The 23,898-nt window shown below is 67.1% G+C and carries 25 protein-coding genes and 1 pseudogene; 11 read left to right on the top strand and 15 right to left on the bottom strand.

From position 1 onward, the window contains the following. Window position 1 precedes the first annotated feature (1 nt). From A5655_RS19355 to A5655_RS19345, 3 genes are all read right to left on the bottom strand, one after another. Window positions 2–682: a GntR family transcriptional regulator gene (locus A5655_RS19355; protein ID WP_082978745.1), complete on the bottom strand. Its 681-nt coding sequence runs from the start codon at window positions 680–682 to the stop codon at window positions 2–4. A 92-nt stretch (window positions 683–774) separates the two neighbouring features. Next, window positions 775–2,157 (bottom strand): DUF1254 domain-containing protein, encoded by a 1,383-nt coding sequence (locus tag A5655_RS19350; RefSeq protein WP_067012731.1) that lies wholly within the window; start codon window positions 2,155–2,157, stop codon window positions 775–777. Between the two features lie 10 nt (window positions 2,158–2,167). After that, the gene (locus A5655_RS19345) at window positions 2,168–4,528 is read right to left on the bottom strand and encodes an arylsulfatase (RefSeq protein ID WP_067012765.1); all 2,361 of its coding nucleotides are present in this window, start codon (window positions 4,526–4,528) and stop codon (window positions 2,168–2,170) included. 132 nt (window positions 4,529–4,660) lie between these two features. Here A5655_RS19345 and A5655_RS19340 point away from each other — a divergent pair, with 132 nt between their 5' ends. Next, entirely contained in the window at window positions 4,661–5,125 is a 465-nt protein-coding gene (locus A5655_RS19340) for a cupin domain-containing protein (protein ID WP_067012726.1), read from the top strand. Here the strand turns inward: A5655_RS19340 and A5655_RS19335 are convergent. The 5 genes from A5655_RS19335 to A5655_RS19315 all read right to left on the bottom strand — a co-directional run bounded on the left by A5655_RS19335 (window position 5,122) and on the right by A5655_RS19315 (window position 9,669). After that, window positions 5,122–6,438, bottom strand: a complete 1,317-nt coding sequence (locus tag A5655_RS19335; protein WP_067012724.1) for a PE domain-containing protein — start codon at window positions 6,436–6,438, stop codon at window positions 5,122–5,124. The genes A5655_RS19340 and A5655_RS19335 overlap by 4 nt on opposite strands. A gap of 155 nt (window positions 6,439–6,593) precedes the next feature. Beyond that, window positions 6,594–7,382, bottom strand: a complete 789-nt coding sequence (locus A5655_RS19330) for an enoyl-CoA hydratase (protein WP_067012723.1) — start codon at window positions 7,380–7,382, stop codon at window positions 6,594–6,596. A gap of 102 nt (window positions 7,383–7,484) precedes the next feature. Continuing rightward, window positions 7,485–8,381, bottom strand: coding sequence for an MAP_0585 family protein (locus tag A5655_RS28355; RefSeq protein WP_067012722.1), 897 nt, complete (start codon window positions 8,379–8,381; stop codon window positions 7,485–7,487). A gap of 41 nt (window positions 8,382–8,422) precedes the next feature. Beyond that, window positions 8,423–8,890, bottom strand: coding sequence for a lipoprotein LpqH (locus A5655_RS19320; protein WP_067012721.1), 468 nt, complete (start codon window positions 8,888–8,890; stop codon window positions 8,423–8,425). A gap of 131 nt (window positions 8,891–9,021) precedes the next feature. Beyond that, window positions 9,022–9,669: a S1 family peptidase gene (locus A5655_RS19315; protein WP_067012720.1), complete on the bottom strand. Its 648-nt coding sequence runs from the start codon at window positions 9,667–9,669 to the stop codon at window positions 9,022–9,024. 95 nt (window positions 9,670–9,764) lie between these two features. Here A5655_RS19315 and A5655_RS19310 point away from each other — a divergent pair, with 95 nt between their 5' ends. Further along, a complete protein-coding gene (locus A5655_RS19310) occupies window positions 9,765–10,253 on the top strand; it encodes an SHOCT domain-containing protein (RefSeq protein ID WP_067012718.1) in 489 nt (162 codons plus the stop codon). Between the two features lie 13 nt (window positions 10,254–10,266). Here the strand turns inward: A5655_RS19310 and A5655_RS19305 are convergent, their stop codons facing one another. From A5655_RS19305 to A5655_RS19300, 4 genes are all read right to left on the bottom strand, one after another. Continuing rightward, a complete protein-coding gene (locus A5655_RS19305) occupies window positions 10,267–11,139 on the bottom strand; it encodes an alpha/beta fold hydrolase (protein ID WP_197508744.1) in 873 nt (290 codons plus the stop codon). Window positions 11,140–11,200: 61 nt separating this feature from the next. Further along, window positions 11,201–11,377 (bottom strand): hypothetical protein, encoded by a 177-nt coding sequence (locus tag A5655_RS27985; protein WP_156764940.1) that lies wholly within the window; start codon window positions 11,375–11,377, stop codon window positions 11,201–11,203. 28 nt (window positions 11,378–11,405) lie between these two features. Continuing rightward, a complete protein-coding gene (locus tag A5655_RS28350; RefSeq protein WP_197508743.1) occupies window positions 11,406–11,546 on the bottom strand; it encodes a hypothetical protein in 141 nt (46 codons plus the stop codon). A 178-nt stretch (window positions 11,547–11,724) separates the two neighbouring features. Then, entirely contained in the window at window positions 11,725–12,471 is a 747-nt protein-coding gene (locus A5655_RS19300; protein WP_067012762.1) for an alpha/beta fold hydrolase, read from the bottom strand. Window positions 12,472–12,542: 71 nt separating this feature from the next. Between A5655_RS19300 and A5655_RS19295 the strand changes: the two genes are divergently transcribed. The 3 genes from A5655_RS19295 to A5655_RS19285 all read left to right on the top strand — a co-directional run bounded on the left by A5655_RS19295 (window position 12,543) and on the right by A5655_RS19285 (window position 15,049). Continuing rightward, window positions 12,543–12,812, top strand: a complete 270-nt coding sequence (locus A5655_RS19295) for a hypothetical protein (protein ID WP_067012715.1) — start codon at window positions 12,543–12,545, stop codon at window positions 12,810–12,812. A 47-nt stretch (window positions 12,813–12,859) separates the two neighbouring features. Continuing rightward, window positions 12,860–13,204 (top strand): integrase, encoded by a 345-nt coding sequence (locus tag A5655_RS19290; protein WP_231999205.1) that lies wholly within the window; start codon window positions 12,860–12,862, stop codon window positions 13,202–13,204. Window positions 13,205–13,492: 288 nt separating this feature from the next. Next, window positions 13,493–15,049, top strand: a complete 1,557-nt coding sequence (locus A5655_RS19285) for an LCP family protein (protein WP_082978744.1) — start codon at window positions 13,493–13,495, stop codon at window positions 15,047–15,049. A gap of 8 nt (window positions 15,050–15,057) precedes the next feature. Here the strand turns inward: A5655_RS19285 and A5655_RS19280 are convergent, their stop codons facing one another. The 3 genes from A5655_RS19280 to A5655_RS19270 form a co-directional block, all read right to left on the bottom strand. Further along, complete coding sequence (locus A5655_RS19280; protein ID WP_067012712.1) at window positions 15,058–15,849, bottom strand: SDR family NAD(P)-dependent oxidoreductase; 792 nt, start codon at window positions 15,847–15,849, stop codon at window positions 15,058–15,060. Window positions 15,850–15,852: 3 nt separating this feature from the next. After that, window positions 15,853–16,683 (bottom strand): SDR family oxidoreductase, encoded by an 831-nt coding sequence (locus A5655_RS19275; RefSeq protein ID WP_067012756.1) that lies wholly within the window; start codon window positions 16,681–16,683, stop codon window positions 15,853–15,855. A 74-nt stretch (window positions 16,684–16,757) separates the two neighbouring features. Further along, window positions 16,758–17,675 carry an enoyl-CoA hydratase gene (locus A5655_RS19270; protein ID WP_067012758.1) on the bottom strand — a complete coding sequence of 306 codons (918 nt, stop codon included), beginning with the start codon at window positions 17,673–17,675 and terminating at the stop codon, window positions 16,758–16,760. Window positions 17,676–17,916: 241 nt separating this feature from the next. On the opposite strand from A5655_RS19270, the gene A5655_RS27980 reads away from it, so the two are divergent. The 6 genes and pseudogenes from A5655_RS27980 to ligA all read left to right on the top strand — a co-directional run. Next, window positions 17,917–18,081 carry a hypothetical protein gene (locus A5655_RS27980; RefSeq protein WP_142281923.1) on the top strand — a complete coding sequence of 55 codons (165 nt, stop codon included), beginning with the start codon at window positions 17,917–17,919 and terminating at the stop codon, window positions 18,079–18,081. After that, entirely contained in the window at window positions 18,082–19,548 is a 1,467-nt protein-coding gene (locus A5655_RS19265; protein ID WP_067012710.1) for a trehalose-6-phosphate synthase, read from the top strand. It begins immediately after the preceding gene. Between the two features lie 909 nt (window positions 19,549–20,457). Continuing rightward, window positions 20,458–21,099: pseudogene (locus A5655_RS29275) on the top strand (PE family protein); the annotation flags it as partial. Between the two features lie 86 nt (window positions 21,100–21,185). Next, entirely contained in the window at window positions 21,186–21,671 is a 486-nt protein-coding gene (locus A5655_RS19255) for an SRPBCC family protein (RefSeq protein ID WP_067012706.1), read from the top strand. Beyond that, on the top strand, window positions 21,668–21,985 hold the full coding sequence (locus A5655_RS19250; RefSeq protein ID WP_067012701.1) for a helix-turn-helix transcriptional regulator: 318 nt from the start codon (window positions 21,668–21,670) through the stop codon (window positions 21,983–21,985). Before A5655_RS19255 ends, A5655_RS19250 begins: the two co-directional genes overlap by 4 nt. A gap of 109 nt (window positions 21,986–22,094) precedes the next feature. Further along, window positions 22,095–23,898: NAD-dependent DNA ligase LigA (gene ligA / locus A5655_RS19245; RefSeq protein WP_067012699.1), on the top strand; the 1,804-nt coding region annotated here is incomplete at its 3' end.

Below are 23,898 nucleotides of genomic sequence, written 5' to 3'. Positions count from 1 at the left end.
ATCAGTCGGCTTGAGGGAAGGCCTTCAGCAAGACCGCGATGGTCCGGCCCAGGTGCTCGGCGGTGACCCGCTCGGCCCGCTTGGCGTCGCCGTCGCGGATTGCGGCGACCATGTCGCGGTGATCGCAGTTTGCTTTGCGCATCAGCGCCGGATCAAAGCGCAGCGCCGTCGCGACCGGCAGCATGGACCTGTTCCGCAGCGACTCCACCAAGTCGAATAGCAGGGGCCAGGGCCCGCGCAGCGGCTCGGCGAGGCGGGCGTGAAAATCGCGGTTCAGGGTGGCCCATCCGGCGACGTCCGGTTCTTTCTCCATCTGGGTGGCCAGCTTGGCCGCCAGCGTGCAGGCCACGACGCGGTCTTCCTCCGGCAACGCGGCCACCTCGCCCATCCCGCGGGCTTCGAGGATCTGTCGCAACTCGTAGATCTCACTCAACTCCGCGGCGGTGTGGGTGTGCACCCGCGCACCCTTGTGCGCGTCGATGTCGATCAAGCCGATCGCCGCCAGGTCTCGCAGCGCCTCGCGCACCGGCGTCACGCTCGTGCCGATCCGTTCGGCAACTTCGGTGAGGGTCAGGCGACTCCCTGGGTCGACCTCACCGCGTAGGATCATGCCGCGCACTGTGTCGCGCGCGAGGTCTACCCCCGTCTGACGGGTTGTGGTGGCGCCGGATACACCAGGCATAGGCGGTTCCACTCCTCGTATCGCCTTGTTCACCGAAGATGTACGTTCACCACGATGATATACGATTTCGAAGCGGCCTGGCAGCGGGCGCGTCAATCCATCGCGCCCAGGCCTTCCACGGGTGGCGGCGTCCAACTTTCGTCCAGAATGCCGGTTTCCGGCCAGTACGCGCGCATGAAGAGCGAGAAGTCCCCGTTCGGCGCGGGCAACCAGTTCGCCATCAGGTCTCGGCCGGGCGGTTGCGCACCGACGTGCAACGTTAAGGAACCGTCGTTATTGTATTGCAGTTCCTTACTTTTCGTGCCGAGCGAGTACCGTTCCAGGTCGTTGGCGTGGAAGAAGTGATGCTCGTTGTAGACCGTCAGGGACCAAAATCCGCGCGCGGGCGGTAGCCCGCCTTTGGGAAACGTGATCGCGTAGCGGTTCGAGCCGTGGAGCCGCCCGCCACCGGAGTCGAGGTCCTGGTAGAAATACGCGGTCTCGTTTCGCCGGTTGACGAAGATGTTCGACTTTGCGACGGCCGTGCGGGTGAAGTAATCGGTCCCGAACTGCGCGCCGTTCTGGATGTGCGTCCAGTTGTGGGCAAGCGGCAGACCGAAATTGCGGAACTCAAAGAGCGGCCGGACAATTTCCTTGTCGCTCTGCCGTGCGGCGGCTGTCAGAGTGGCCGCGATGCCAGCGTCCGACTGCGCGGCCGCCAGGATGGCACGTATCTGCCCGTAGATGCTTTCCTCGCCCGGTAGGGGCGGCACCTCGTCGAGAACCGACGGCAGCTGGGCGAAGAACGTCTCCGGGTCGACCCATCCGACTTCGGCGTCGCCGGTGTCGCGGTCATCGCCCGGGTATTGAGGAATTTTGGCCCAGTCGACCGTCTTGACCCGCCCGTCGAATTCGGACAGCGGGTAGGCGTTGATCCGACTGACGATCGGCTGGATCGCCGCGCGGTCCGCGGCGGTGTCGTCCATGAACAGCCGGGGCAGCATCGCACCGATGCGGGTGGGGCATCGGAATACCGCTGTGATGCCGTCGGGGATCTGTCCGGCCCAATCCGCGTGGGCGAAGAGGTAAAAGCCCGGGGCGCTTGCATACATGGCCCCGAGTTCGGCGAAGCTGTCGGTGCGTTGGTCGACGACTTGGTAGACCCAGAACCGGTCGCCGAAGTCGGGGACCTGGATGACGACGGGTTGCTTATTCAGGTCCAGCAGTCCCTGACCGTAGACGACATCCTGGTTGGGGCAGGCGATCGCGCGCTCGAAGGGGTCGATGTAATCCCGCAGCATGCACAGCCGATTCGGCGGGGTGACGGGCAGGTAGCCGCCCGCCAACCCCGGGCCGGGGATTCGCTCGGCGCTCATGAGCCGGTTGTGCATGTTGACCATCGGCCACGCCCAGAAGTACGCGAAGCGCGCGATTTCGGCGAGATACGCTCCGGTCATCCGGGTTCCGGCGACCGGACCCGGGATCGTGGTCTTCATCTTTCCTTCCTCAGTCACGCGAAAAGGCGAGCGCCAGTTCCCTTTCCACGTCCTCGTACGGGCGTCCCGACAGGTCGAGGGTGACCTCGGCGATGGTGCCGCCGGTGAACGCGAACGGTGCCTTGTAGCGACTCGACACCGCCGAACCGCCGTTGCGTCCGATCGTGATGGCGGCCCCGGCCAGTCCGAACGTCCCGGGATGAGTGCTTACCTCCGTCAGCGTGCCGACCACCTCGTCGTCGACGAACAGCGTCAGTTCACCGAGCGGGGTGTGGCTGTTCGGCACGGTGCTAGACCGCGTATAGCGAACGCCAAAGACGTGCCGCCCCAGCGGCACCGCCGTCGACGACGAGACTAAGTGTTGGCGCTCGCCGAGGAAGTTGTAGACGTAGTGCAACCTGCCGTCCTGGACGAACAGCACATGCCCGCCGTGCGCGCCGCCCTGCTTGAACAGCACGCCCTCGGCGCCGGTGGTGTCCACCGTCACGTCGGCCAGCACGGCGAACGAGCGCCCGCGGAGCTCGGGAGCCGCGCCTATGCCGACGCCGGCGCAGTCGGGATAGTAGACGTAACTGGAGCGCTCGCCTGCCAGGCAGGGCCGCCATTGGTCGCCCGTCTCGATGACATTCAGGTCGGCCAGGGGTAGCCCGTTGTACTTGGCCGCCTCGGAAAACCACAGCGCCTTGAGCTCTTCGAGCTTCTCGGGTTGCTCGGCGGCCAGGTCGTGGCACTGGCTGCGGTCGGCCTCGATGTGGAACAACTCCCAGCGATCGGCGTCGAACTGCGACCACCCGGAGGGCGAGGCGGCGTGGACGGCGTTGGCGAACCAACCCTGATGCCAGATCCCGCGGGTGCCAAGCATCATGTAGAACTGGGTCCGCTTGCCGGTGTCCGCACCCGGATCCGCCAGGGCCGCTTTGAAACTCACCCCGTCCAGGGGTTTCTGCGCAATACCCTTGACCGTCTGCGGCGCGGTCATACCCAGCAGGTCGTAGACGGTCGGAGTGATGTCGCAGACATTGACGTAGTTGTCGCGCACCTCACCGCGCGCGGCAATACCGGCGGGCCAGGAAATGATCGCCGGATCGGCGATGCCGCCCTCGTGCGAGGCGTAGCGCTTGAACAACTTGTACGGCGTGTTGAACGCCATCGCCCACCCGATCGGATAGTGGTTGAAGGTCTCCGGCCCACCCAGGTGCTCGAAGAGCTTCATGCTCTCCTCGACCGTGTCGATATAGCCGTTGAAGAACTTGCCCTCGTTCACCGACCCGTTCGGCCCGCCCTCACCGCTGGCCCCGTTATCGGAAATCACCACGATGATCGTGTTGTCCAGCTGCCCGGACTCCTCCAAATAGTCCAGGATCCGGCCGATCTGGGCGTCGGTATAACTGATGAACCCGGCGAACACCTCGGCCATCCGGCTAAACAGCTTCTTCTCTTCGTCATTGAGCGAGTCCCACGGCCGCACCGTGTCCTGCAGCGGCCAGGATTCGCCGTGGGGCCCCTGCACGTCGAGATACGGGTTCATTGGCGACAAGTCGGTATCGGCCGGCACGATCCCCATCGCCTTCTGGTTTTCCAGCACGATCTCGCGGTAGCGCTCATAACCCATGTCGAACTTGCCCGCGTACTTATCCGCCCATTCTTTGAAGACATGGTGCGGCGAGTGCGCTGCGCCGGGGCACACGTAGCTGAACCACGGCTTGTCCGGCGCGATCACCTTGGCATCGCGGATGAACTCGATGGTCTTGTCCGCGAGGTCCTTCGACAGGTGATACCCGTCCTCCGGGGTGCCCGGCGGCTCGACCGGGTGGTTGTCGTACACCAGATCCGGATGCCACTGGTCGGTCTCCCCGCCCATGAACCCGTAGAAGCGTTCGAACCCGCGCGAGGTCGGCCAATGCCGCCGCGTGGCAGCCATATTCGCCTCTTCGAGCGGCGTCAGGTGCCACTTGCCCACGCAGTAGGTGTTGTAGCCCCGCTCGGCGAGCACCTCGGACAGCAAGGCGGTGTCCGCGGGTATCCGTCCGTTGCAGTTGGGAAACCCGTCGGTGAACTCCTCAATGGTCGCCATCCCCACCGTGGTCGCGTTGCGCCCGGTCAACAGCGACGCCCGCGTCGGCGAACACAGTGCAGTGGTGTGAAACTGCGACAACCGCACCCCGCGCTCGGCGATACGCGACATCGCCGGCATCTCGACCAGCCCGCCGAAGCAGTCCCACGTCGCGATCCCGGTGTCATCCCACACCAGATAAAGGATGTTCGGCGAGTTCTCCGGCGCCGTCGGCGCCGCGTACGGACCCCAATCCGGCTCCGAATCGCGGATATCCAGCTCGATCCTGCCGTTGAATTCCGTCGAACCAGTCGCCATCGTCAGCCCCATCTCATCCCCCGCCCGTGTCGGGCGGAATCACCACAGATCGTATATGTTGTGACTAATTGTATAGTATCTTGTCAATAGTATATGCAAGTGATGCTTTGCCGCCCGACGAAGGGATGCCCGATGAGCACCGCCGACGGATTCCATCCCGACTTCGAGACGATCGAACTTGAGGCTGCGCGGGCCCGTGTGCACCACATCAAATCCGCCGACCTCGATTCGGCCACCGCACAAACCGAAGGATTGCGGCGGCTCGCCGCCATCTGCGGTAAATCGGTCGGTGCGCAGACGCTTTGGATGGGCGAGGCTCATGTCGAACCCGCAACCATCTCGGGGAATCATCACCACGGCGACTGCGAGACCGCGATCTACGTTCGAAAAGGCAACCCCGAGTTCGTGTTCCACGATGGCGTCAGGGAGGTGCGCATCGCCGCCGGACCTGGCGACTACATCTTCGTCCCGCCGTACGTGCCGCACCGGGAGGAAAATCCAGACCCGACCGCCCCAGCCGAGGTCGTCATCGCACGCACCACCCAAGAGGCGGTCGTCGTCAACCTGCCGGCGCTGTACTCGCTCGGCCCAAACTAGAGCAAGCCGCTCAGCTCGGCCGTCAGCCCGCTGACACTGGTGTTGGTGACGGCGTGGATCAAGTCGCGCGTCACAGCGACCGGAAAGTGGACCGCCGCCGCGGCGACCTCGTCGACCCCGTTTTGCACCGCGTTCACGATCGTGGCCGGATCGCCGGTGCCAAAGGAAGCCAAACTGTTCCAGGCCGCGAATTGCGGCGCCGTGATCAGGTCGCGCATATCCACGAACAACTTGGTCGGCAAGGTCGGGGGCCCAACGGGTATGCCGTCCCAACTGGTCATCGTCCAGCCGCCCTGCGGGCTGCCCTGCACCACGACGACGCCGGTGTTGGGCAGCGGGTGGGTGAGCATCAGCAAGGGATTCGGATTGTTGACGTTCATCAGCGTGCCGACCTCGATCGCGAACTCGCTCGAGAACGCGACGTCGGTGATCTGGCCGTTCGCGGGGTTCACGACGGGGTTGGTCATCGCGGTGCCATACATGGTCTGCATCGCGTTGGTGAAGCCCTGGTCGAAAACGACCCCGTTGATGTGGGCCGAGCCGGGGGCGAGCATCGGCACGATGGGGAAACCGAGCGTCCACGCCAGCGGGGCGACCAGATACATAAGGCCCTGGGGGCTGATGTCCGGTGCGCCGTCGAAGACGCCGGCGCTGATCTCGTTGAGCGCGGGCAACGTCGCCGCGTTGGTCATGCCTGCGTAGAAGGCGGTCTGCTGCACCCTGGTCAGCTGCGACTGGAAAACCCCCGCGAAGTTGCCTTGCCCCCCGAGCGCGGTGCCGATGGCGGTCGCCTGTTGCACGCCCAGCGGCGTAAGGGGCAGCCCCGGCACGGCCGTGTCGATCAGGTTGGCCGCGTTGCCAACTGACTGCCCATGCCGCACGAAGTCGATGACGATCGACTGCTGGCCGCCGCCGGTGCCGAACAGCGCCTGATCGATCGCGCTGCCGAGCGAGCTGTTGGCCCAGATGCCGCCGATCGTGTTGATCGGAGCGTTAAGGAACGTCTGCAGCTCACCGGAAAGGCCGGCGGCGCTGGCCGCCTCGGTGGCCGCATACGACGACGCGGCCGCGCTCAAGGTGCGCACGAACTGCTCGTAGTACGTCGTCGCCCGCGCCGCCGCGGCCTGATACTCCTGCGCTTGCGCGCCGAACAGCGCCGCGATGGCCGCCGACACCTCGTCGTTTCCCGCCGCCGCGACCTCCGTCGTCGGAATAGCCGCGGCCAGATTGCCGGCGGTCACGGCCGAACCGATGCGCGCCGCATCGGCCGCGGCCGTCTCCAAGATTTCCGGCACAACGAGCACAGATGGCATTCGCCTAACCCCCCGGTTTGGTGATGAGTACTAGCCATCATGGAGCGCGATGCGGGAAATGTGGCCGGTTTCGACCAAACACCGTCACGCGAAAGTGCAACTAGCTACGCATTTCCCGAGTGGACCCGTCGCCAGCAGCACTCTCGCGGTAAGGGTTAGTCACTAATGGGCTCGCGTTGCTTGCGCGCGAGGAACGCGTGCATGTGCTGTTGCGGCTCGCCGGTCAGGAACGCCAGACCGAACTGCTCGATGCTGTCCTCGATGGCCCCGTGAACGCTCGTGTCGAACCAGCTGTTGAGGAGGCGCTTTTGTTGCCGGACCGCCTGAACGCCGAACCCGCTGAGCCTGGCGCTGAGCTCGGCGATGCGGGCGTCAAGGGCGTCGGCCGCGACGACCTCGTGCACCAGGCCCCAGTCGGCGGCCGTGTCGGCGTCGATCGTTTCACCGGTAAGCAGGAGCCAGGCCGCGTGCGAGGCCCCGATCAGCCGTGGGATCAACGCCGCGTGGATGACCGACGGGATGCCGACCGCCACCTCCGGCATCCCGAATTTGGCACCCGATTCGGCGATCCGCAGATCGCACGACGCCGCGACCTCCAGGCCGCCGCCGAGGCACCAGCCCGCGAGCCGGGCGATGACGGGGACGGGGCAGTCGCGGATCGCCTCGCACAGCCCCGCGAGTCGCCGGATGAACACTTCCGCGCTGGACCGGTCGAGGGTGACCATCTCGTTGATGTCGGCGCCCCCGATGAACGCCTTCTCACCGGCTCCGCGCAATACGACGACCCGCGCGTCGCGGTCCTGGCTGACGGTGCCGAACGCCCGTGTCAGTTCCTCGATGGCGCCGCTGCCCACGATGTTCAGCGTTTTGGAGTTGATCAGCTCGATGGTGACCGAGCGGCCGTCGCGAGCGAGCCTGACGAACCGTGTTTCCGTCGCGTCCATGCTTCTACGCCTACACGAGTCGCGTGCAAAGGTCAGCAGCTGAAAAGCCGCCCCGGCCCGCGCCGGGGCGGCTTCTCATCTGTCCCTGCGGCAGCGAGGGCGTCAGTACAGCGGGACCCAAACGCCGAAGAACCAGTAGCCCCAACCGCCGTAATACCAGTTGAAGACTGGGAAGACGGTGAAGGTGTTGTACTCGAACGGGCCGAAGTCGGACCGGGCGTACACCACATCGCGCGGCGGGCCGGCCCAGGGCCGGTTCCACCCGCCGGGAGGCGGCGGGCCGTCCCATCCGCCCGGAGGCGGCGGGCCGTACCAGCCGGGCGGGGCATGGTGCGGGGCCGGGCCGTCGTTCCAGCCCCACCCGCGCGCCGGCGGCGGAGGTGGCGCGCCGCGGCCCACGACGCTGAATTGGACATCACCGGCGGGGCCGCCGATTTCCGCGCTCGCGGTCACCAGGTCGCGGCGCGGAACGTAGGCCGGGTGGGGAGGCTGGGTGCTCGGCGGATTGAGCGCCGGGCGCGCCTGCTGGGCGGACGGCGTAGTGGTCTGCCCGCTGGCCGGTGCGGTGGTTTGCGCGCTCGGCGACGTCGTCTGTCCACCCGGCTGGGTGGTCTGTGAGCTCGGCGGCTCGCTGCTTCTCGCCGATGACGGCTGTGTGCTTTGGGTGGCCGGCGGCTCGCTGGTTTGGGTGGCCGGCGGCTCGCTGGTTTGGGTGGCCGGCGGCTCACTGGTTCGGGTGGCGGGCGGCTGCGTGCTCTGGGTCGCCGGCGGCTGCGTGCTCTGGGTGGCCGGCGGCTGGGTGGCCTGGGTGCTCGGCGCGTGCGTCTGCGGCGGGTTCTGCGGGGCCTGCGTCGCCCCGCCGCCTCCACCGCCACCGCCGCCGCCGTGGCAGTTCGGGCACGGTGGCGGGTCCAGCGGCGCGGAGCTGGCGAACCCCGGGTTCAGGGCGGAGATGCTGAGCCCCGCCGCGACCGCCGCCGCGCTGACGATACGTTTCATAGACATAAGGTGCGTCCCCTTTTGGGTATCGAGCGCCTGCGCTACGGGCAGGTCACGTCCAGTTCGAATGGCTTGGTCACCTGCTGCGGCTGCTGCGGATTGCTCATGTCGGTGCCGGTCGCGGTGCCCTTGATCGCGTAGGACTTGCCGTTGACCGCGGCCCCTGCGTTGCTGGCCTGGTTGGGGGCGGCGTCGGAAAAACCGAGCGCGACGCCGTTGACGCTGCCCAGCCCGACCGAGTGCACGATCGGCGGATTGTCGTTGCTGACCACCGCACCGACCCCCGCCGTCGGATCGCCGATGCCGATGGTGGTGACGCCGTTGGCCGAGTTGCAGGTCACCTGGCCGCTGACGTTCTGGTTCTGACCGTCGACGATGACCTGAGGGCCGGCCGCCGGCGGCGCGGAACTCGATGACGCTCCCGTGCTGGACTTATTGCTCGAACAGCCGGCGCACGCCGCGACCGCCACGGCCACGCCCGCTACCCCGACCACGATCCCACGCTTCACTACTGATCTCCTTGGTGTCGCTGGTTCGCTACCTTTTCGTTTACAGGCTCCTAGAGACGGACGCCGCTGAGCGCCGCTGCGCCTGTACCCGTTCCTAACCATTTGCAAACGTCGATTCTCAGGCGGCGGCCTTAGGGCAGTACGCGCAAGCCCCACCTGCCGAGCAGCGGATTCACGAGCGCGAAGTAGGTCGTGTAATCGTCGCCGTCGGGTGACGACATCAAGAGGCCGACGGCGCTGACGGTGCCGTCCGGGTTCTTCACGAAGCCGGGACTGCCGCTGTCGCCGTTGAGACTGTACACGCTGGCTTCGACGACGTCGCCCTCGATGCCTTTGACGGCACCACACGTCTCGCCGGTGACCGCCCCGATCTTGCAGAACGGCATGCCGACCTGAATCTGGTTGGCGCTCAACACGTCCCGGACAACATACCTGCCGCCGACGTGGCCCATGGGCGCGCCAACACTCGGATCCAGCCGGATGATCGCGGCGTCCCTGGTGTCGGTTTCGTGCTCGCTGGCCGTGATCCGGCCCAGCGGCACGTTATCCCCGTAGGTCCACGCCGAGCCGTCGTGCGCGTCGCAGTGCCCGCTGGTCATCAGGTAATAGCTGCCGTCGTTGCCCTGGGCAGCGAAACCCGCTGTGCACGTGCTGTTTTCGTCCTCGACCTTGATGCCCGGCTCCACGCCCGGATTTGCCCACACCGGGTTCGCCAATGCCGTCGCGGCAATGACGACGGCACCGACCAGCCCCAACCCCCGCAACCAACGCACGGCCACGCCGCCTCTCTTCTCGTGTAGGGCAGCATGTTAACAGCAGCAACTGTGTCACGCCGGGTGCCTGCCGTAGGCTTACCCGGTTCGGAGGAGGACGTGTGTTCGGTATCGGCAGCCGGCGGCTGGAGCGCAAGCTACGCCAGCGCGGAAAGGTGGCGATGGCCACCGTGCTGTCCACGCGACGGGCAATGTCCGGCCTCTACAAGAGCAACGATCCGTTCTACCAGACCCCGCCCACCCAAGCGACTCCGGATCTTTGGACGATGACGGTCAGGGTGCAGCCCGAAGGGGCACCCGGGTTCGACGCCGAAATCGAGGCCTGGCTATGGGAGCGGGAGCGGCCCTGGCTGAATACGGTCGTGCCGGTGCTCTACGATCCCTCGGATCACCGCAAGGTCGTCCTGGACCGGTCCGCCGAGGCCCAAAACGCCGCGCAGCAAGCCACTTTCGCGATGCGCGAGCAATGGTTGGCAGAGCAGGCCCGTAGTCCCGTGGACCGGCTCACCGAACTCATGGATCTGCGCGATCGCGGCGTCCTCAGCGCCGCCGAGTACGAGTCTCAAAAGCGAAAGCTGCTCGGACAGTAGGGAATCGGGATAATCAGGCACCCACGTGGCGGGTGAGGAAATCCAGGACGGCCTCGGCGAAGATATCATTGCGGTCGCCGGCGACCATGTGCCCGGCACCGCGCACATCGGTGAACTCCACCTGCGGGAAGCGCGCGAGGAACTCGTCGGCGCGCTCCTGGCTGACCAGGTCGCTCACCTGACCCCGCACCAGCAGCATCGGCACGCCGTTGCGCAGGATCGCCTCGACGGCCGTGTGCATGCGGTCGGCGTCGGTGACCTCGAACGGCGGGAACGGCGCCGTGCCGCTGATGAATTGGGGATCCCAATGCCAATACCAGCGATCGCCGCGCCGGCGCAGGTTGGTGGTCAGGCCGTCGAGATCGGTGGGCCTGGGGCGGTGCGGGTTGTATTCGGCGATCGCGTCCGCGACCTCGTCGAGCGAGGCGAACCCCGACTCCACCCGGTCGGCCATGAAGTTGTGGATGCGGGTCGCGCCGGATTGCTCCATGTTCGGCACGATGTCGACGAGAACGACGGCGCTGGCGGTGCCCGGCGCGAGTTCCCCCTCCAGCAGCATCGTGGTGAACCCACCCAGCGACGCGCCCACCAGCACCGGCCGCGGCGGCAAGGTGCGCAACACCTCTTGGACGTCGGCGGCGAAGCTGACCACCCGGTAGTCGCCCTCGCTCGACCAGTCGGATTCACCGTGGCCGCGCAGGTCGATCGTGACGGCCTGAAAGCCGCGCTGGGCGACGGCCGCGGCCGCCTTGGCCCAGGAACGACGGGTCTGCCCGCCGCCGTGCAGGAACACCACGGCACGCGCCTGGGGATCGCCCAGGCGGTCGGCGACGATGCGGACACCGCCGGGGCCCTGGGTCGAGAAGGTTTCGGGCGCGGTAGTCACCAGGAGATAGTAAGACCCTCTCGGAATCTCCGGGTGTTTCCGTCCCCGTGCAATTGCCGGGTCAGCGAGCGCGTCTGCCGGCGCCGGACGCCCTGTTGAGCCCGACGAACTTGGTTATTCGCAGGAAAAGCCTCCCGAGGGGGCTCCCCGCGCGTTGCGAGTCCTTGATCCGGCCGAGGGTTTGCTCACCCTCGATGGCGTAGTCCTTCACCGTTTCGTCGCCCTCTTCGGCGCGCATGCCTCATCTCCATCCGTGCTCGGGTCTGTCATACCGACGTCGGGCGCTCGGGCGGGTCCGACGGCGTCAGGCGCTCCGGCGGGTCCGCCGGGGTGAGCCGTTCGGGTGGTTCCGCCGGCGTCAGCCGCTCGGGCGTCTCTCCCGGGGTACCGGGCTCCGTGTCGATCATCGTCAGTGCGTACCCGCCGGGCACGCATACCAAAACGATCTGGCCCGCTAGGTGGCTCCCGCGTTGAGCGTGTATTGAGGCTTTGGTGTGCAGTGAGGCCTGAAAATCGCCCCGGAAAACCCGCCCTCAACTCGCACCGAAAGCCCTTTGCTCACAGTTGACGCCCCCCGAAAGTGGTTCAGCCGAGCGTTTCCCAGAACCCGGTCAGGGCCGCCGCGCCGCGCGCCGGATCCTGCACCATCCACCAGTGCCCGAGCCCGTCGAGCACCTCGGTACGGGCGCCCGCCCGGTCACCGGCGCGGCGCCGGTTGTCGGCGACGCCGATGAAGGGGTCATCGGTGGCCAGCAACGAAAGCCCCGGCCGGGCCGCGGCCCGCTCCAGGTCCCGGCCGGCCTCGGCCATCGCAGGCTGGCGCGCCGAGCGGTACAGCGCCAGGATGGCCCGGCCCATCTCCGGTCCCTGCTCCGGCGCCATCAAGGTCGCGACATCCATCGGGATGCCCAGGGCGGCCATCCGTCCCGCGCGGTCCTCGACCGTGCCGCCCAGAAGTGTGTCGACCAGCTCTTCGCCCTCACCGGGCGTCTGCCAGGTCTGCGCGAAGTCGTGCCAGACGTAGTCGGGGTCGAACAGCCCGACGACGTCGCTGGCCCAGCTGCGCACGAGTTCCGGTCGGTGCATCACGGCGTTCACCACGTGGCCGCCGCCCCAGTCGTGCCCGACGAGGTCGATCGGTGTCTCGATGCGCTCCAGCTCGGCTTCGAGCCAATCCCGGTAGGCGAGGTAGGTGGCCGGGAAATCGTCGGGCAACGGCGCCCCGAACCCCGGTGGCGACAGCAGCACCACATCCTGGCGCCCAAGGGCCGCTACCAACGGCCCCCAGATTGCGGCGGTCTCGGGATTGCCATGCACCAGAACCACGGTCATGGCGAACATCGTGGCAGACACGACGGTCCGGCGGGAGGGCCCGCCGCCCGGAGGACGCTTACACTCCTTTGATGCATCCTGTGCCGACCAGGCACGCAGCCAACAGAGTCCCGCTCGCGGTCGGGCTGCTGGTCGCGCTGGTGATCGCCGTCCTCGCGATACCGGTCAAGCAAAGGTGCGGTGCGCCGGGCCTATTTTGCGCGACGGCGGTCGATCCGCGGGGCAATGTCCACTACTACTACGAGGTGGAACCGGTCGGCGTATACCTCGCCGAAATCATCGCGGGCTCGAATATTCGCCTCTACTACACATCGGGCGAAGATTTGGTCAGGGCGGGCTAGTGGGCCGCATGTGGCGGCGTGCCGGCGCTGCGGCAGTGGGGCTATTCGTGACGGCACTGCTCGTGTCGAGCGCGCCCGCCGGCGGCGTGACGCTCGTCGGCGCGCGCCAAAGCATGTGCGGCACAAGCGTTTTCTGCCCCGCCGATCCCGCCCCCGACGCCGGTGACCAAGCCACGGCCGAGCAGAAGATCAAAGATGGCTACATCCAGAAACAAATCAATTGCACGCCGAGCCTGCCGCCCAATCCGCAATCCATCACCTGGGATCCGCCCGGCTTCGCGCCGAACGTCGGCGGCTCCGGCGTCATCCGGGATGCCAATCCGCAACTCGGCGGCCAATACCGCGCCGACTATGTGAACGGTAGATGGCATATCGAATACCCGTATTGCTGAATGGACTTGGGCGGCCAACATTTGATGCCGGAGGCATAACAAGTCGGGCTCGATCTCGGGACGATTGCGGTGGACGCGCCCGGCGCCGGCCGCTAAAAGCGCTGGTGAAGGCCCGATTCACGGCATGAAATCCGGGTATTCCCGGCGCGTGAGCCTGCTTACATCGGCCCGCTTGATTGGAGGGTTCACAGCAAGCTACCGCATACTTGACGGCATGCTGCAAGCGACATCACCGCAAACCACTATTGCGGTGGCGGGTGGTGCGCTGGTAACAGCACGAGGTTTTTGATGGCACAGTCCGGCGGCGCGCATCGTCGCCATCGGGCCGTTGGGCAACCCTCGCGCTTTCGCAAGGGGCTGACGCGTAGCTTGATGGCCCTGGTGTCGGTGGGCGCGGTGCTCATGACCGGCGCGGGATACTACGTCGCGCACGGCGCGCTGGGCGGCATCACCGTCTCGGACGCGCTCTCGCCCGAGGACCCGCGATCCAGCGGCGACAACATGAACATCTTGCTCATCGGGCTGGACTCGCGCAAAGACCAGGACGGCAACGACCTGCCCTGGTCGATCCTAAAGCATTTGCACGCAGGCGATTCCGATGACGGCGGCTACAACACCAACACCCTGATACTCATCCACGTCGGGGCGGACAATAAGGCCGTCGCCTTTTCCATCCCCCGCGACGACTGGGTGCCGTTCAACGGCGTCCCCGGGTACAACCACATCAAAATCAAAGAGGCATACGGGCTTACGAAGCAGTATGTCGCGAACAAGCTCGCCAACCAGGGCAACATCACCCAGAAGGAACTCGAGACTCGAGGCCGCGAAGCGGGCCGGACGGCGACGCTGCGCGCGGTGCGCAGCCTGACCGGGGTTCCGATCGACTACTTTGCCGAGGTCAATCTGGCCGGCTTCTACGACTTGGCCCAGACCCTGGGTGGCGTGGAGGTATGCCTGAATCACGCTGTCGAGGACTCGTATTCGGGCGCGGACTTCCCGGCCGGGCGGCAGCGGCTGGACGCGTCCCAGGCGCTGTCGTTCGTCCGGCAGCGCCATGGCCTGGAAAACGGGGACCTGGACCGCACGCACCGCCAGCAGGCGTTCATCTCGTCGGTCATGCAGGAACTGCAGGCGTCGGGCACCTTCACCAACCTTGACAAGCTCAAGAGCCTGATGGCGGTGGCGCGCAAAGACGTTGTGCTGTCGGCCGGTTGGGACGAAGACCTGATCCAGCGGCTGGGCTCGCTGGCGTCCAGTGGCAACCTCGAATTCCGGACGCTGCCCGTGGTGCGGTACGACAACATCGACGGGCAGGACGTCAACATCATCGATCCTGCGGCGATCAAGGCCGAGGTGGCCGAGGCGATCGGGGCGCCGCCGCCGACGACCACGCCCGCCACCACCGCCGCCAAACCCAGCCCGTCCACCGTCGTCGACGTGATCAATGCGGGCAGCATGAGCGGAATGGCCACCGAGGTATCGCGCGCGCTGAAAAAGCGCGGGTACACCGCCGGCCAAGTGCGCGACCGCAATTCGGGTGAGCCGACCGCGACCACCATCGAGTACGGCGCCGGCGCGGAGACCGACGCGCACAACGTGGCCACCCTGCTCGGGCTCGACGCGCCCAAGCAGCCGAGCGCCGACCTCCAGCCCGGACACATCAGGGTGACCGTGGATACCAACTTCTCGATGCCCGCGCAGGACGAGACCACCATGGACGACACCACGACCACGACGACGACCAGCAAGTCGAACACGTACTACTACAACGGAACCACCACCACCTATCCGACGCCCGATCAAGGAAAACCGATCGACGGCGGCGGCGTGCCGTGCGTCAACTAGCCGACGGGCTACGCGTGGGTTCCGCCGTCGATGCGGATTTCGGTGCCGGTGATCCAGGCGCCGTCGTCTGACACCAGCATGGCGATCACGCCGGCGATCGCGCTGGGCTCGGCCATGCCGGCACCACTGGACTCGACGGTCGTCGGGAGGATCGGCATGAGCCGCGGGAACAGCGACCAGTCGGCGTCTTGGGGAATGTATCCGCCCGTCGCGTCGGTGATTCCGGACTTGATGCTGCCCGGCGCCACACAGGCCGCCCGCAGGCCTTCCTTGGCGTATTCCAGTGCGAGGGAATGGGTGAACGCCTGGATGCCGCCCTTGCTCGCCGCGTAGGCGGCCATATAGGGATGGGCGAACGAGGCCGACGTGGAGCTGAAGTTCACGATCGCGCTGCGCGAATTGCCCAGCAGCGCCGGAAGCGCCTCGCGGACCACCAGAAAGGTTCCGGTCAGGTTGATGCCGACGATCCGGTTCCACAGTTCGAGGCTGGTCTCGTGCGTGTGCGCGGCGCGCAGGATGCCGGCCGCGTTGACGAGCGAATCGAGGCCGCCGAGCGTCTGCACCGCGCGGCGGACGCCGTCGATCACCGAGCCCTCGTCGCCGACGTCCAACGGCATGGTGGTGAGGCGGTCGGCGATTCCGGCGTCGTCCGCGCGGGCCCGGGTGGCGGCCAGGCCGTCCTCGGCGACATCGGAGGCCACCACCGAAGCCCCCTCCTCGAGCAATCGCAGCGCGGTGGCCTGGCCGATGCCGGACGCGGCGCCGGTCACCAGGATCCTCTTGCCCTCGAGTCGCCTCATCGCTCAGACCACCCCGCGCAGGCCCTCGGCGCCGAACGCGGGTTCCAGCATCGCCGAGAAGTCGGGGCCGCGCCGCAGGATGTGGCCGCCGTCGACGTTGATGCACTGCCCGGTGATCCAGCTGGCGGCATCGCTGAGCAAGAACATCGCCAGGTTGGCCACGTCCTCGACCTCGCCCACCCGTGGCAGTGGCGTGCATTGCCGGTAGTCCGCACTCAGCTCCGGTGATTCCGTAATGGGCCCAACGAGATCCGTGCGGATCAGGCCGGGGCGGACGCTGTTGACCCGCACCCACGACGGGCCGAGCTCGTCGGCGGCCAGCTGCATCATGTGGTCGACGGCCGACTTGGTGACACCGTAGGCGCCGAACCAGCGATGGGTGTTGCTGGCCGCGATCGACGAGATCCCGACGAACGAACCGCCGCCGCCGCGCACCAATTCGCGCGCGGCGTGCTTGAGCACGTACATGGTGCCGTTCACGTTGAGGTCGACCGTGCGCCGCCATGCCTCCGAGTCGATCTGAGTGATCGGGCCGATGGTCTCCGACCCGCCCGCGCAATGCACCACCCCGTGCAGCCGGCCGTGCCAGGCCGTGGCCGCGTCGACCGCGTGGGCGGCCTCCTCCTCGTTGGTGATGTCGGCCGGCTCGTAGCGGATCGCGCCGCTCGCCTTGAGCACTTCGATTTCTTGGACCGCGGCCGCCAACCGGTCGGCGTTGCGGCCGACGATCATGACCGACGCGCCGGCCGCGACCAGCCCGGCCGCGACCCCCTTGCCGATGCCGCTGCCACCACCGGTGACCAGGTAGGTCCGGTTTACGAAAGAAAGCTGCACGCCGCGCCCCTTCACGCCGAAACTGAAACGGGTTCTAGCATAGGCGAGCGGTCACAGCCGCCACACGGGTCACGCTAGGGCGTATCGCGGCGGGCGACCTGCGTGGGCTTGGCGTCGCGCCAATCCTCGACGTCGGGTGGCAGGCCGACCGCGTACCTGTTCTCGTTGTGGGCGGCCCAGTGCGCGTGGCCAAGCTCGTGAATGTGGAACGCGTGCCGCAGCGCCTCGGTGAATCCCATCGCGTCGGAGGCCGCGTTCACCGAGTCCTTGACGAGCAGCGCCGCCATCGTGGGCCGATCGGCGATGCGCCGGGCGAATTCCAGCGTCTTGTCCGCCAGCTCGTCGACCGGGAACACCTTCGACACCATGCCCAACCGGTAGGCCTCGTCGGCGTCCAGCGCATCGCCGGTCAACAGCAGCTCCTTGGCCTTGCGCGGCCCGAATTCCCAAGGGTGGGCGTAGTATTCGACGCCCGGCATCCCCAAACGCACGGCGACGACGTCGCTGAACTTCGCGTTGTCGGCCGCCACGATCAGGTCGCAGGCCCAGATCAGCATCAGGCCGGCCGAGATCGCGTTGCCCTGCACCTGGGCGATGGTGATCTTGCGCAAATCGCGCCAGCGGCAGGTGTTCTGGAAGAAGTAGTGCCACTCCTGCAGGTAGATCTTCTCCGCGATCGGATCGCGGGTGCCGCCGTTGATGCGGAAGCTCGGCAGCTGGCTGCGCTCGGCGATCGCCAACTCCGAGCCGAGGTCGTGGCCGGCGGAGAAGTTCTTGCCGCGCGCCGCCAGGATCACCACGCGAACGGTGTCGTCGGCCTCGGCACGCAGGAACGCCTCGTCGAGCTGGACCAGCAGGCCGCGGCTCTGCGCGTTGGCGGCGTCGGGCCGGTTGAGCCAGATCCGGGCGATGCGGCCGTCGTCGAGGGTTTCATAGGCCACTAGCTGATCGGCGTCGGTCGCTTGGGTGCCGGCCTGGTCGGAGAGTGTCATTCCGCCCACCTACCTTGTCGTCGGGCTCGTTACAAGTTTGGGTCGATCCGTAAATGCCGGGCCGCCTCTGTGCACATTACGGCCACCGCCGAAGACGCTGATCGCTGGGTGGATCCGGCGGCGCCCCACGCACTGGTGGCGGCGCGAGGAGACGCTTCTGACCAGCATCGACAGCAAGGGTGCGCCGGTCGCCGGGGTGAGACGCCTGCGGGCGAACATCGACGTCGCCTACAGTTGTCGTATGCCTACCAAATCTGATCCTGGCGAACTCGGCGATGTGGAGCCCTTGGCCGACAGCACCGCAAGCCAGGCCAGGCGGGTGGTCGCCGCGTACGCGAACGACGCCGACGAGTGCCGCGTCTTCCTGTCGATGCTCGGTATCGGACCGGCAAAACACGACACTTAAATGGCTCCCGGCGGAGGCCAGCACTTCGGCAATTCCGATTTCGTAGTCGTCGCCAATCGGCTGCCGGTCGACCTCGAGCGGCTTCCCGACGGCACCACCAACTGGAAACGCAGCCCCGGGGGCTTGGTCACGGCCCTCGAGCCGCTGCTGCGTCGCCGGCGCGGCGCGTGGGTCGGGTGGCCCGGAGTGGCCGATGACGACGACGAGTTCGACTACGAGCCGATCGTCCAGGACGACCTGCAGCTGCACCCCGTGCGGCTGACCGCCGACGACGTCGCCGAATACTACGAGGGATTCTCCAACGCCACGCTGTGGCCGCTGTATCACGACGTCATCGTCAAACCGATTTACCACCGCGAATGGTGGGACCGCTACGTGGACGTCAACCGCCGCTTCGCCGAGGCCACCTCGCGCGCCGCGGCCCGCGGGGCGACCGTGTGGGTGCAGGACTACCAACTGCAGCTGGTTCCCAAGATGCTGCGCGAGCTACGGCCCGACCTGACCATCGGTTTCTTCCTGCACATCCCGTTCCCGCCGGTGGAGCTGTTCATGCAGCTGCCGTGGCGCACTGAGATCGTCGAGGGCCTGCTCGGTGCCGACCTGGTCGGGTTCCACCTGCCCGGCGGTGCGCAGAATTTTCTCTTCCTGTCCCGGCAACTGATCGGGGTCAACACCTCCCGCGGCGCCGTCGGCGTTCGGTCGCGATTCGGCGAGGTGGAGCTGGCATCCCGCACGGTGCGGGTGGGCGCGTTTCCGATCTCGATCGACTCCACCGCGCTCGATCACGCGGCCCGCGACCGCGACGTGCGTCGCCGCGCGCGGGAGATCCGCGCCGAGCTCGGCAACCCGCGCAAGATCCTGCTCGGCGTCGACCGGCTCGACTACACCAAGGGCATTGACGTTCGCCTGAAGGCCTTTTCGGAGCTGCTCGCCGAGGGCCGCGCGAAACGCGACGACACCGTGCTGGTTCAACTCGCGACGCCCAGCCGCGAACGCGTGGAGAGCTACCAGATCCTGCGCAACGACATCGAGCGCGAGGTCGGCCACATCAACGGCGAATACGCCGAGGTGGGTCATCCGGTGGTGCATTACCTGCATCGGCCGGTCCCCCGCGACGAGCTCATCGCGTTCTTCGTCGCCAGCGACGTCATGCTGGTGACCCCGCTGCGCGACGGGATGAACCTGGTGGCCAAGGAGTACGTCGCCTGCCGCAGCGATCTCGGCGGCGCCCTCGTCCTGTCCGAATTCACCGGTGCCGCAGCCGAACTCCGGCAGGCCTACCTGGTCAACCCGCACGACACCGACGGCGTCAAGGACGTGATCGAGGCGGCGCTCAACCAGTCGCCCGAGGAGGGACGGCGCCGGATGCGCGCGCTGCGCCGCCAGGTGCTCGCCCACGACGTGGACCGGTGGGCACGCTCTTTCCTCGAGGCGCTCGCCGAGTCCCATCCGCACGACGCGAGCTAGCGTCGGCGACAGCCAAACGGGGCCGAAAGCCGGCTGGTGAGCCGTCCGGTCGGGCGGCGGGCGGTTTCAGCGAATACTCATAGCGCGAACTATCCATTTGCTGTATGAAGTTCCGCACGGGCACTATTTGTGGGAACACCGAAGCGGCGCAAGGCTAGGTCGACCAACGAAAACGCCGCGGATGCCTTGATCGATCGGCCGAAGCGGACGTACGATGCGAATCTGCCTAGCGATGGGAGCGTGCGCAATCGAATTCAATTCCTAAGCCGTAACCGGGCGACACCCTATATCACTTCCGCGCGTCGGGAGTTCAGCCTTAGTGCCGATCGACTTGCTCGTTCGCAAGACACGTAAGTAATGCGAACTTTCACATGAAGCGCCAGCGGCGATATGCCGCATTAATACCGCTCCGCGCAGGGCTCCACTCGGATGACGATTGCTTATTTCAGCGCGCCGAACTGCTGGTTTGCGCTGCGTAGACTGTGATGACCGCGGCAGGAAAACGTTCTTGATCACGGAAGGCCGCCCAACAGAACCGAATCGTTGACGCGCCGTCTGTAATAGCGCGGCATCACAGGAAAAGGTTTGTTTTAGGGCTGTATTGCCTGTGATAGCCCTCCTGCCACCACCCGATCACAAATAGTTGTCGAGGTCTGCGCTTCGAGTTGTAGCCCGATCCACAGCGGTGGGAAAACGGTCGACCGGTTATAGACGCTCACGGTGTAAACGGGCGTGCGCTGCGCGCTTTCGACATAGTTCCAGGGCGTCAAGGCCCCTCCGAATGACCACAGAGCAAGAATTTTCTCTTGAAGTATGGAATTTGCTACGGAGTCCGCGATACGCTGCTGTCGTTTCTGAATGTCCCCGTGACCAAACAGGCGCGAAAGCCGAACTGTCGGGAGGTGCGGAATGTCGTTTGTAATCGCAATGCCAGAGATAGTGGCAACAGCCGCGACCGATCTGGCGGGCATCGGGTCCACGATCAGCGCGGCCAACGCGGCCGCCGCGCCGCCCACCACGACGGTTTTGGCTGCGGCCGCCGATGAGGTGTCGGCGGGCATTGCGGCCGTGTTCGGCGAGCACGCTCAGGCATTCCAGTCGATCAGCGCCCAGGCGACGGCGTTTCACGATCAGTTCGTCAAAGCCCTCAATTCCGGTGCGGCTGCGTACGCGACGGCCGAGGCCACCAACGTTTCGCCGCTGCAGATGCTCCAGCAGGATGTGCTGGGCGTGATCAACGCACCCACCGAGGCGCTGCTGAAGCGCCCGCTGATCGGCAACGGCGCCAACGGGGGAACCATCAACGGCGTGGGGCAGGCCGGCGGCCCCGGCGGGATCTTGTTCGGCAACGGCGGTGCCGGTGGCAACGGCACCAACCCCGGAGCGCCCGGCGGCGCGGGCGGTGGCGCCGGCCTGATAGGCAACGGCGGCGGGGCCGCGGGGATCGGCGACGGCGGCAACGGTGGAAACGCAGGCATCGGAAACGGCGGCACCGGCTCCGCCGGCGCCGGCGGACCGTCGGGCATCTTCGGCGAGAACGGTTCGGACGGTCTGACCTAGCAGACGCAATACGCAACTAAATGGTTGCGCTTCGGGGCTTGGCTGTGGCAGCCTGAAAGGCAACCAGGAGGTTGCATATGAGTACTGATCGAATTGAAAAGCGTGTGACGCTGCGCGCGCCGTTGGACCGGGTGTGGCGGGCCATCACGGACGCCGAGCAGTTCGGGCAGTGGTTCGGTGTGCGCTTCGACGGGCCATTCGTCGCCGGCCGGCCCGTCGCCGCGACCATCACCCCGACCACCGTCGACGAGGAGGTCGCCGAGCGACAGGAGCCGCACGCCGGTGTCAAGAGCACCTGGCAGATCGTCGCGATCGAGCCCCAGCGGCGGTTCGCCTACCGCTGGCAGCCGTGCGCGGGCGATCCGGACGTCGACGACGAGCCGACCACGCTGGTCGAGTTCACCCTCGCCGAGACGCCCGAGGGTGTGCTGCTCACGATCACCGAGTCCGGTTTCGACGCCATCCCCGCGGCGCGTCGCGCCTCCTCGTTCGAGGCCAACTCCGAGGGCTGGGCCATGCAGACCGACCTGGTGCGCAAGTACCTGGAGGGCACGCGGGTATGAGCGCCGTCGGCGCGCCGCTCTTCGACGCGCTGGGGGACGCCAACCGGTTGCGCATCGTCGTGCGGCTCTGCGACGTCGGGCCGTGCTCGACATCGCAAGTCACCCAGGCCATTCCGGTTACCCGGCAGGCGGCCAGCAAGCACCTGGCGCTGCTGGAGTCCGCCGGACTGGTCACCAGCGCCCGGCGCGGGCGCGAGCGGGTCTGGACCGTGCGGACCGAGCCGCTGGCCCGGGCCAGCGACTACCTCGACCAGCTGTCGCGGCGCTGGGATGCGGCGGTCGAGCGGTTGCGGGCATTCGTGGAAGACGAGTGAACTCGTCGCCGAGATTGCCACCACGGCTGTGCCCGGAGGTTCAGCGCAACCACCACGGCAATCTCGGCGCACAAGCCGACCCGTCGGCGCCCTTCGATAATCTGCGAGGGTGACTTCAGCAGAGGCTGACCCCGTTGCGCCCGACGTCCGGCGGCAATGGCGGGAACTGGCCGACGAGGTGCGCGAACACCAGTTCCGTTACTACGTGCGCGACGCGCCGATCATCTCCGACGCGGACTTCGACAAGCTGCTGCGCCGCCTCGAGGCGCTCGAGGAGCAGCATCCCGAGTTGCGCACGCCCGATTCGCCGACGCAGCTCGTCGGCGGGGCCGGCTTCGCCACCGACTTCACCGAGGCCGGGCACCTGGAGCGAATGTTGTCCCTGGACAACGTCTTCAGCGCCGAGGAATTCGAGCTATGGGCCGCGCGCGTGCGCGCCGAGGTCGGCGACGACGTGCCCTACCTGTGTGAGCTCAAGATCGACGGCGTCGCGCTGGCGCTGGTGTACCGCGACGGCCGGCTGGTCCGGGCGGCGACCCGGGGCGACGGCCGCACCGGCGAGGACGTCACGCTGAACGCCCGAACCATCGACGACGTCCCCGAACGGCTGACGGCCGCCAAGGGCTACCCCGTACCGAAGGTCCTGGAGGTGCGCGGCGAGGTGTTCTTCCGGCTCGCGGACTTCGAGGCGCTCAACGCCGCGCTGGTCGAGGACGGCAAGGCGCCCTTCGCCAACCCGCGCAACAGCGCCGCGGGATCCCTTCGTCAGAAGGACCCCGCGGTCACCGCGCGCCGCAGGCTGCGGATGATCTGCCACGGCGTGGGGCACGCCGAGGGCTTCCGGCCGGCCACGCTGCACGACGCCTACCTGGCGCTGGGCGCGTGGGGCCTGCCCGTCTCCGAGCACACCACCCGCGTCGAAAACGTGACCGGCGCGCTCGAGCGCATCACCTACTGGGGCGAGCACCGCCACGACGTGGATCACGAAATCGACGGCGTGGTGGTCAAAGTCGACGATGTGGCGCTGCAGCGCAGGCTGGGCTCCACCTCGCGGGCGCCGCGCTGGGCGATCGCCTACAAGTACCCGCCCCAGGAGGTGCAGACCCAGCTCCTGGACATCCGCGTGAACGTCGGGCGGACCGGGCGCGTCACACCGTTCGCGTACATGACTCCGGTCAAGGTGGCCGGGTCGACGGTGGGGCTGGCCACCCTGCACAACGCCTCCGAGGTCAAGCGCAAAGGCGTGTTGATCGGCGACACCGTGGTGATCCGCAAGGCCGGCGACGTGATTCCCGAGGTGCTCGGCCCGATCGTCGACCTGCGCGACGGCTCGGAGCGCGAATTCGTCATGCCCACAACGTGTCCCGAATGCGGCACCCCACTCGCCCCCGCGAAGGAGGGCGACGCCGACATCCGCTGCCCCAACGCGCGGTCGTGTCCGGCTCAGTTGCGGGAGCGGGTGTTTCACGTCGCCGGTCGCGGCGCGCTCGACATCGAAGGCCTGGGCTACGAGGCCGCCATCGCGCTGCTGCAGGCGGGCGTGATCGCCGACGAGGGCGACCTGTTCTCCCTCACCGAGGACGACCTGCTGCGCACCGAGCTGTTCCGCACGAAGGCCGGCGGGTTGTCGGCCAACGGCGCGCGGCTGCTGGCCAATCTCGGTGTGGCCAAAGCGAAGCCGCTGTGGCGGGTGCTGGTGGCGCTGTCGGTCCGGCACGTCGGCCCGACCGCCGCCCGTGCCCTGGCCACGGAATTCGGCGACCTGCAGGCGATCGAGGACGCGTCCACCGAGCAGCTGGCCGCGGTCGAGGGCGTCGGCCCGACGATCGCCGCCGCGGTCACCGAATGGTTCACCGTGGACTGGCACCGCGCGATCGTCGACAAATGGCGCGCGGCCGGGGTGCGGATGGCCG

Origin of the sequence: Mycobacterium sp. 1081908.1, from assembly GCF_001673535.1 — a bacterium.
In the GTDB taxonomy this organism is placed as follows: Bacteria; Actinomycetota; Actinomycetes; order Mycobacteriales; family Mycobacteriaceae; genus Mycobacterium.
Note: the sequence above shows the minus strand (reverse complement) of the source record. Positions and strands in the feature narration are given on the sequence as shown.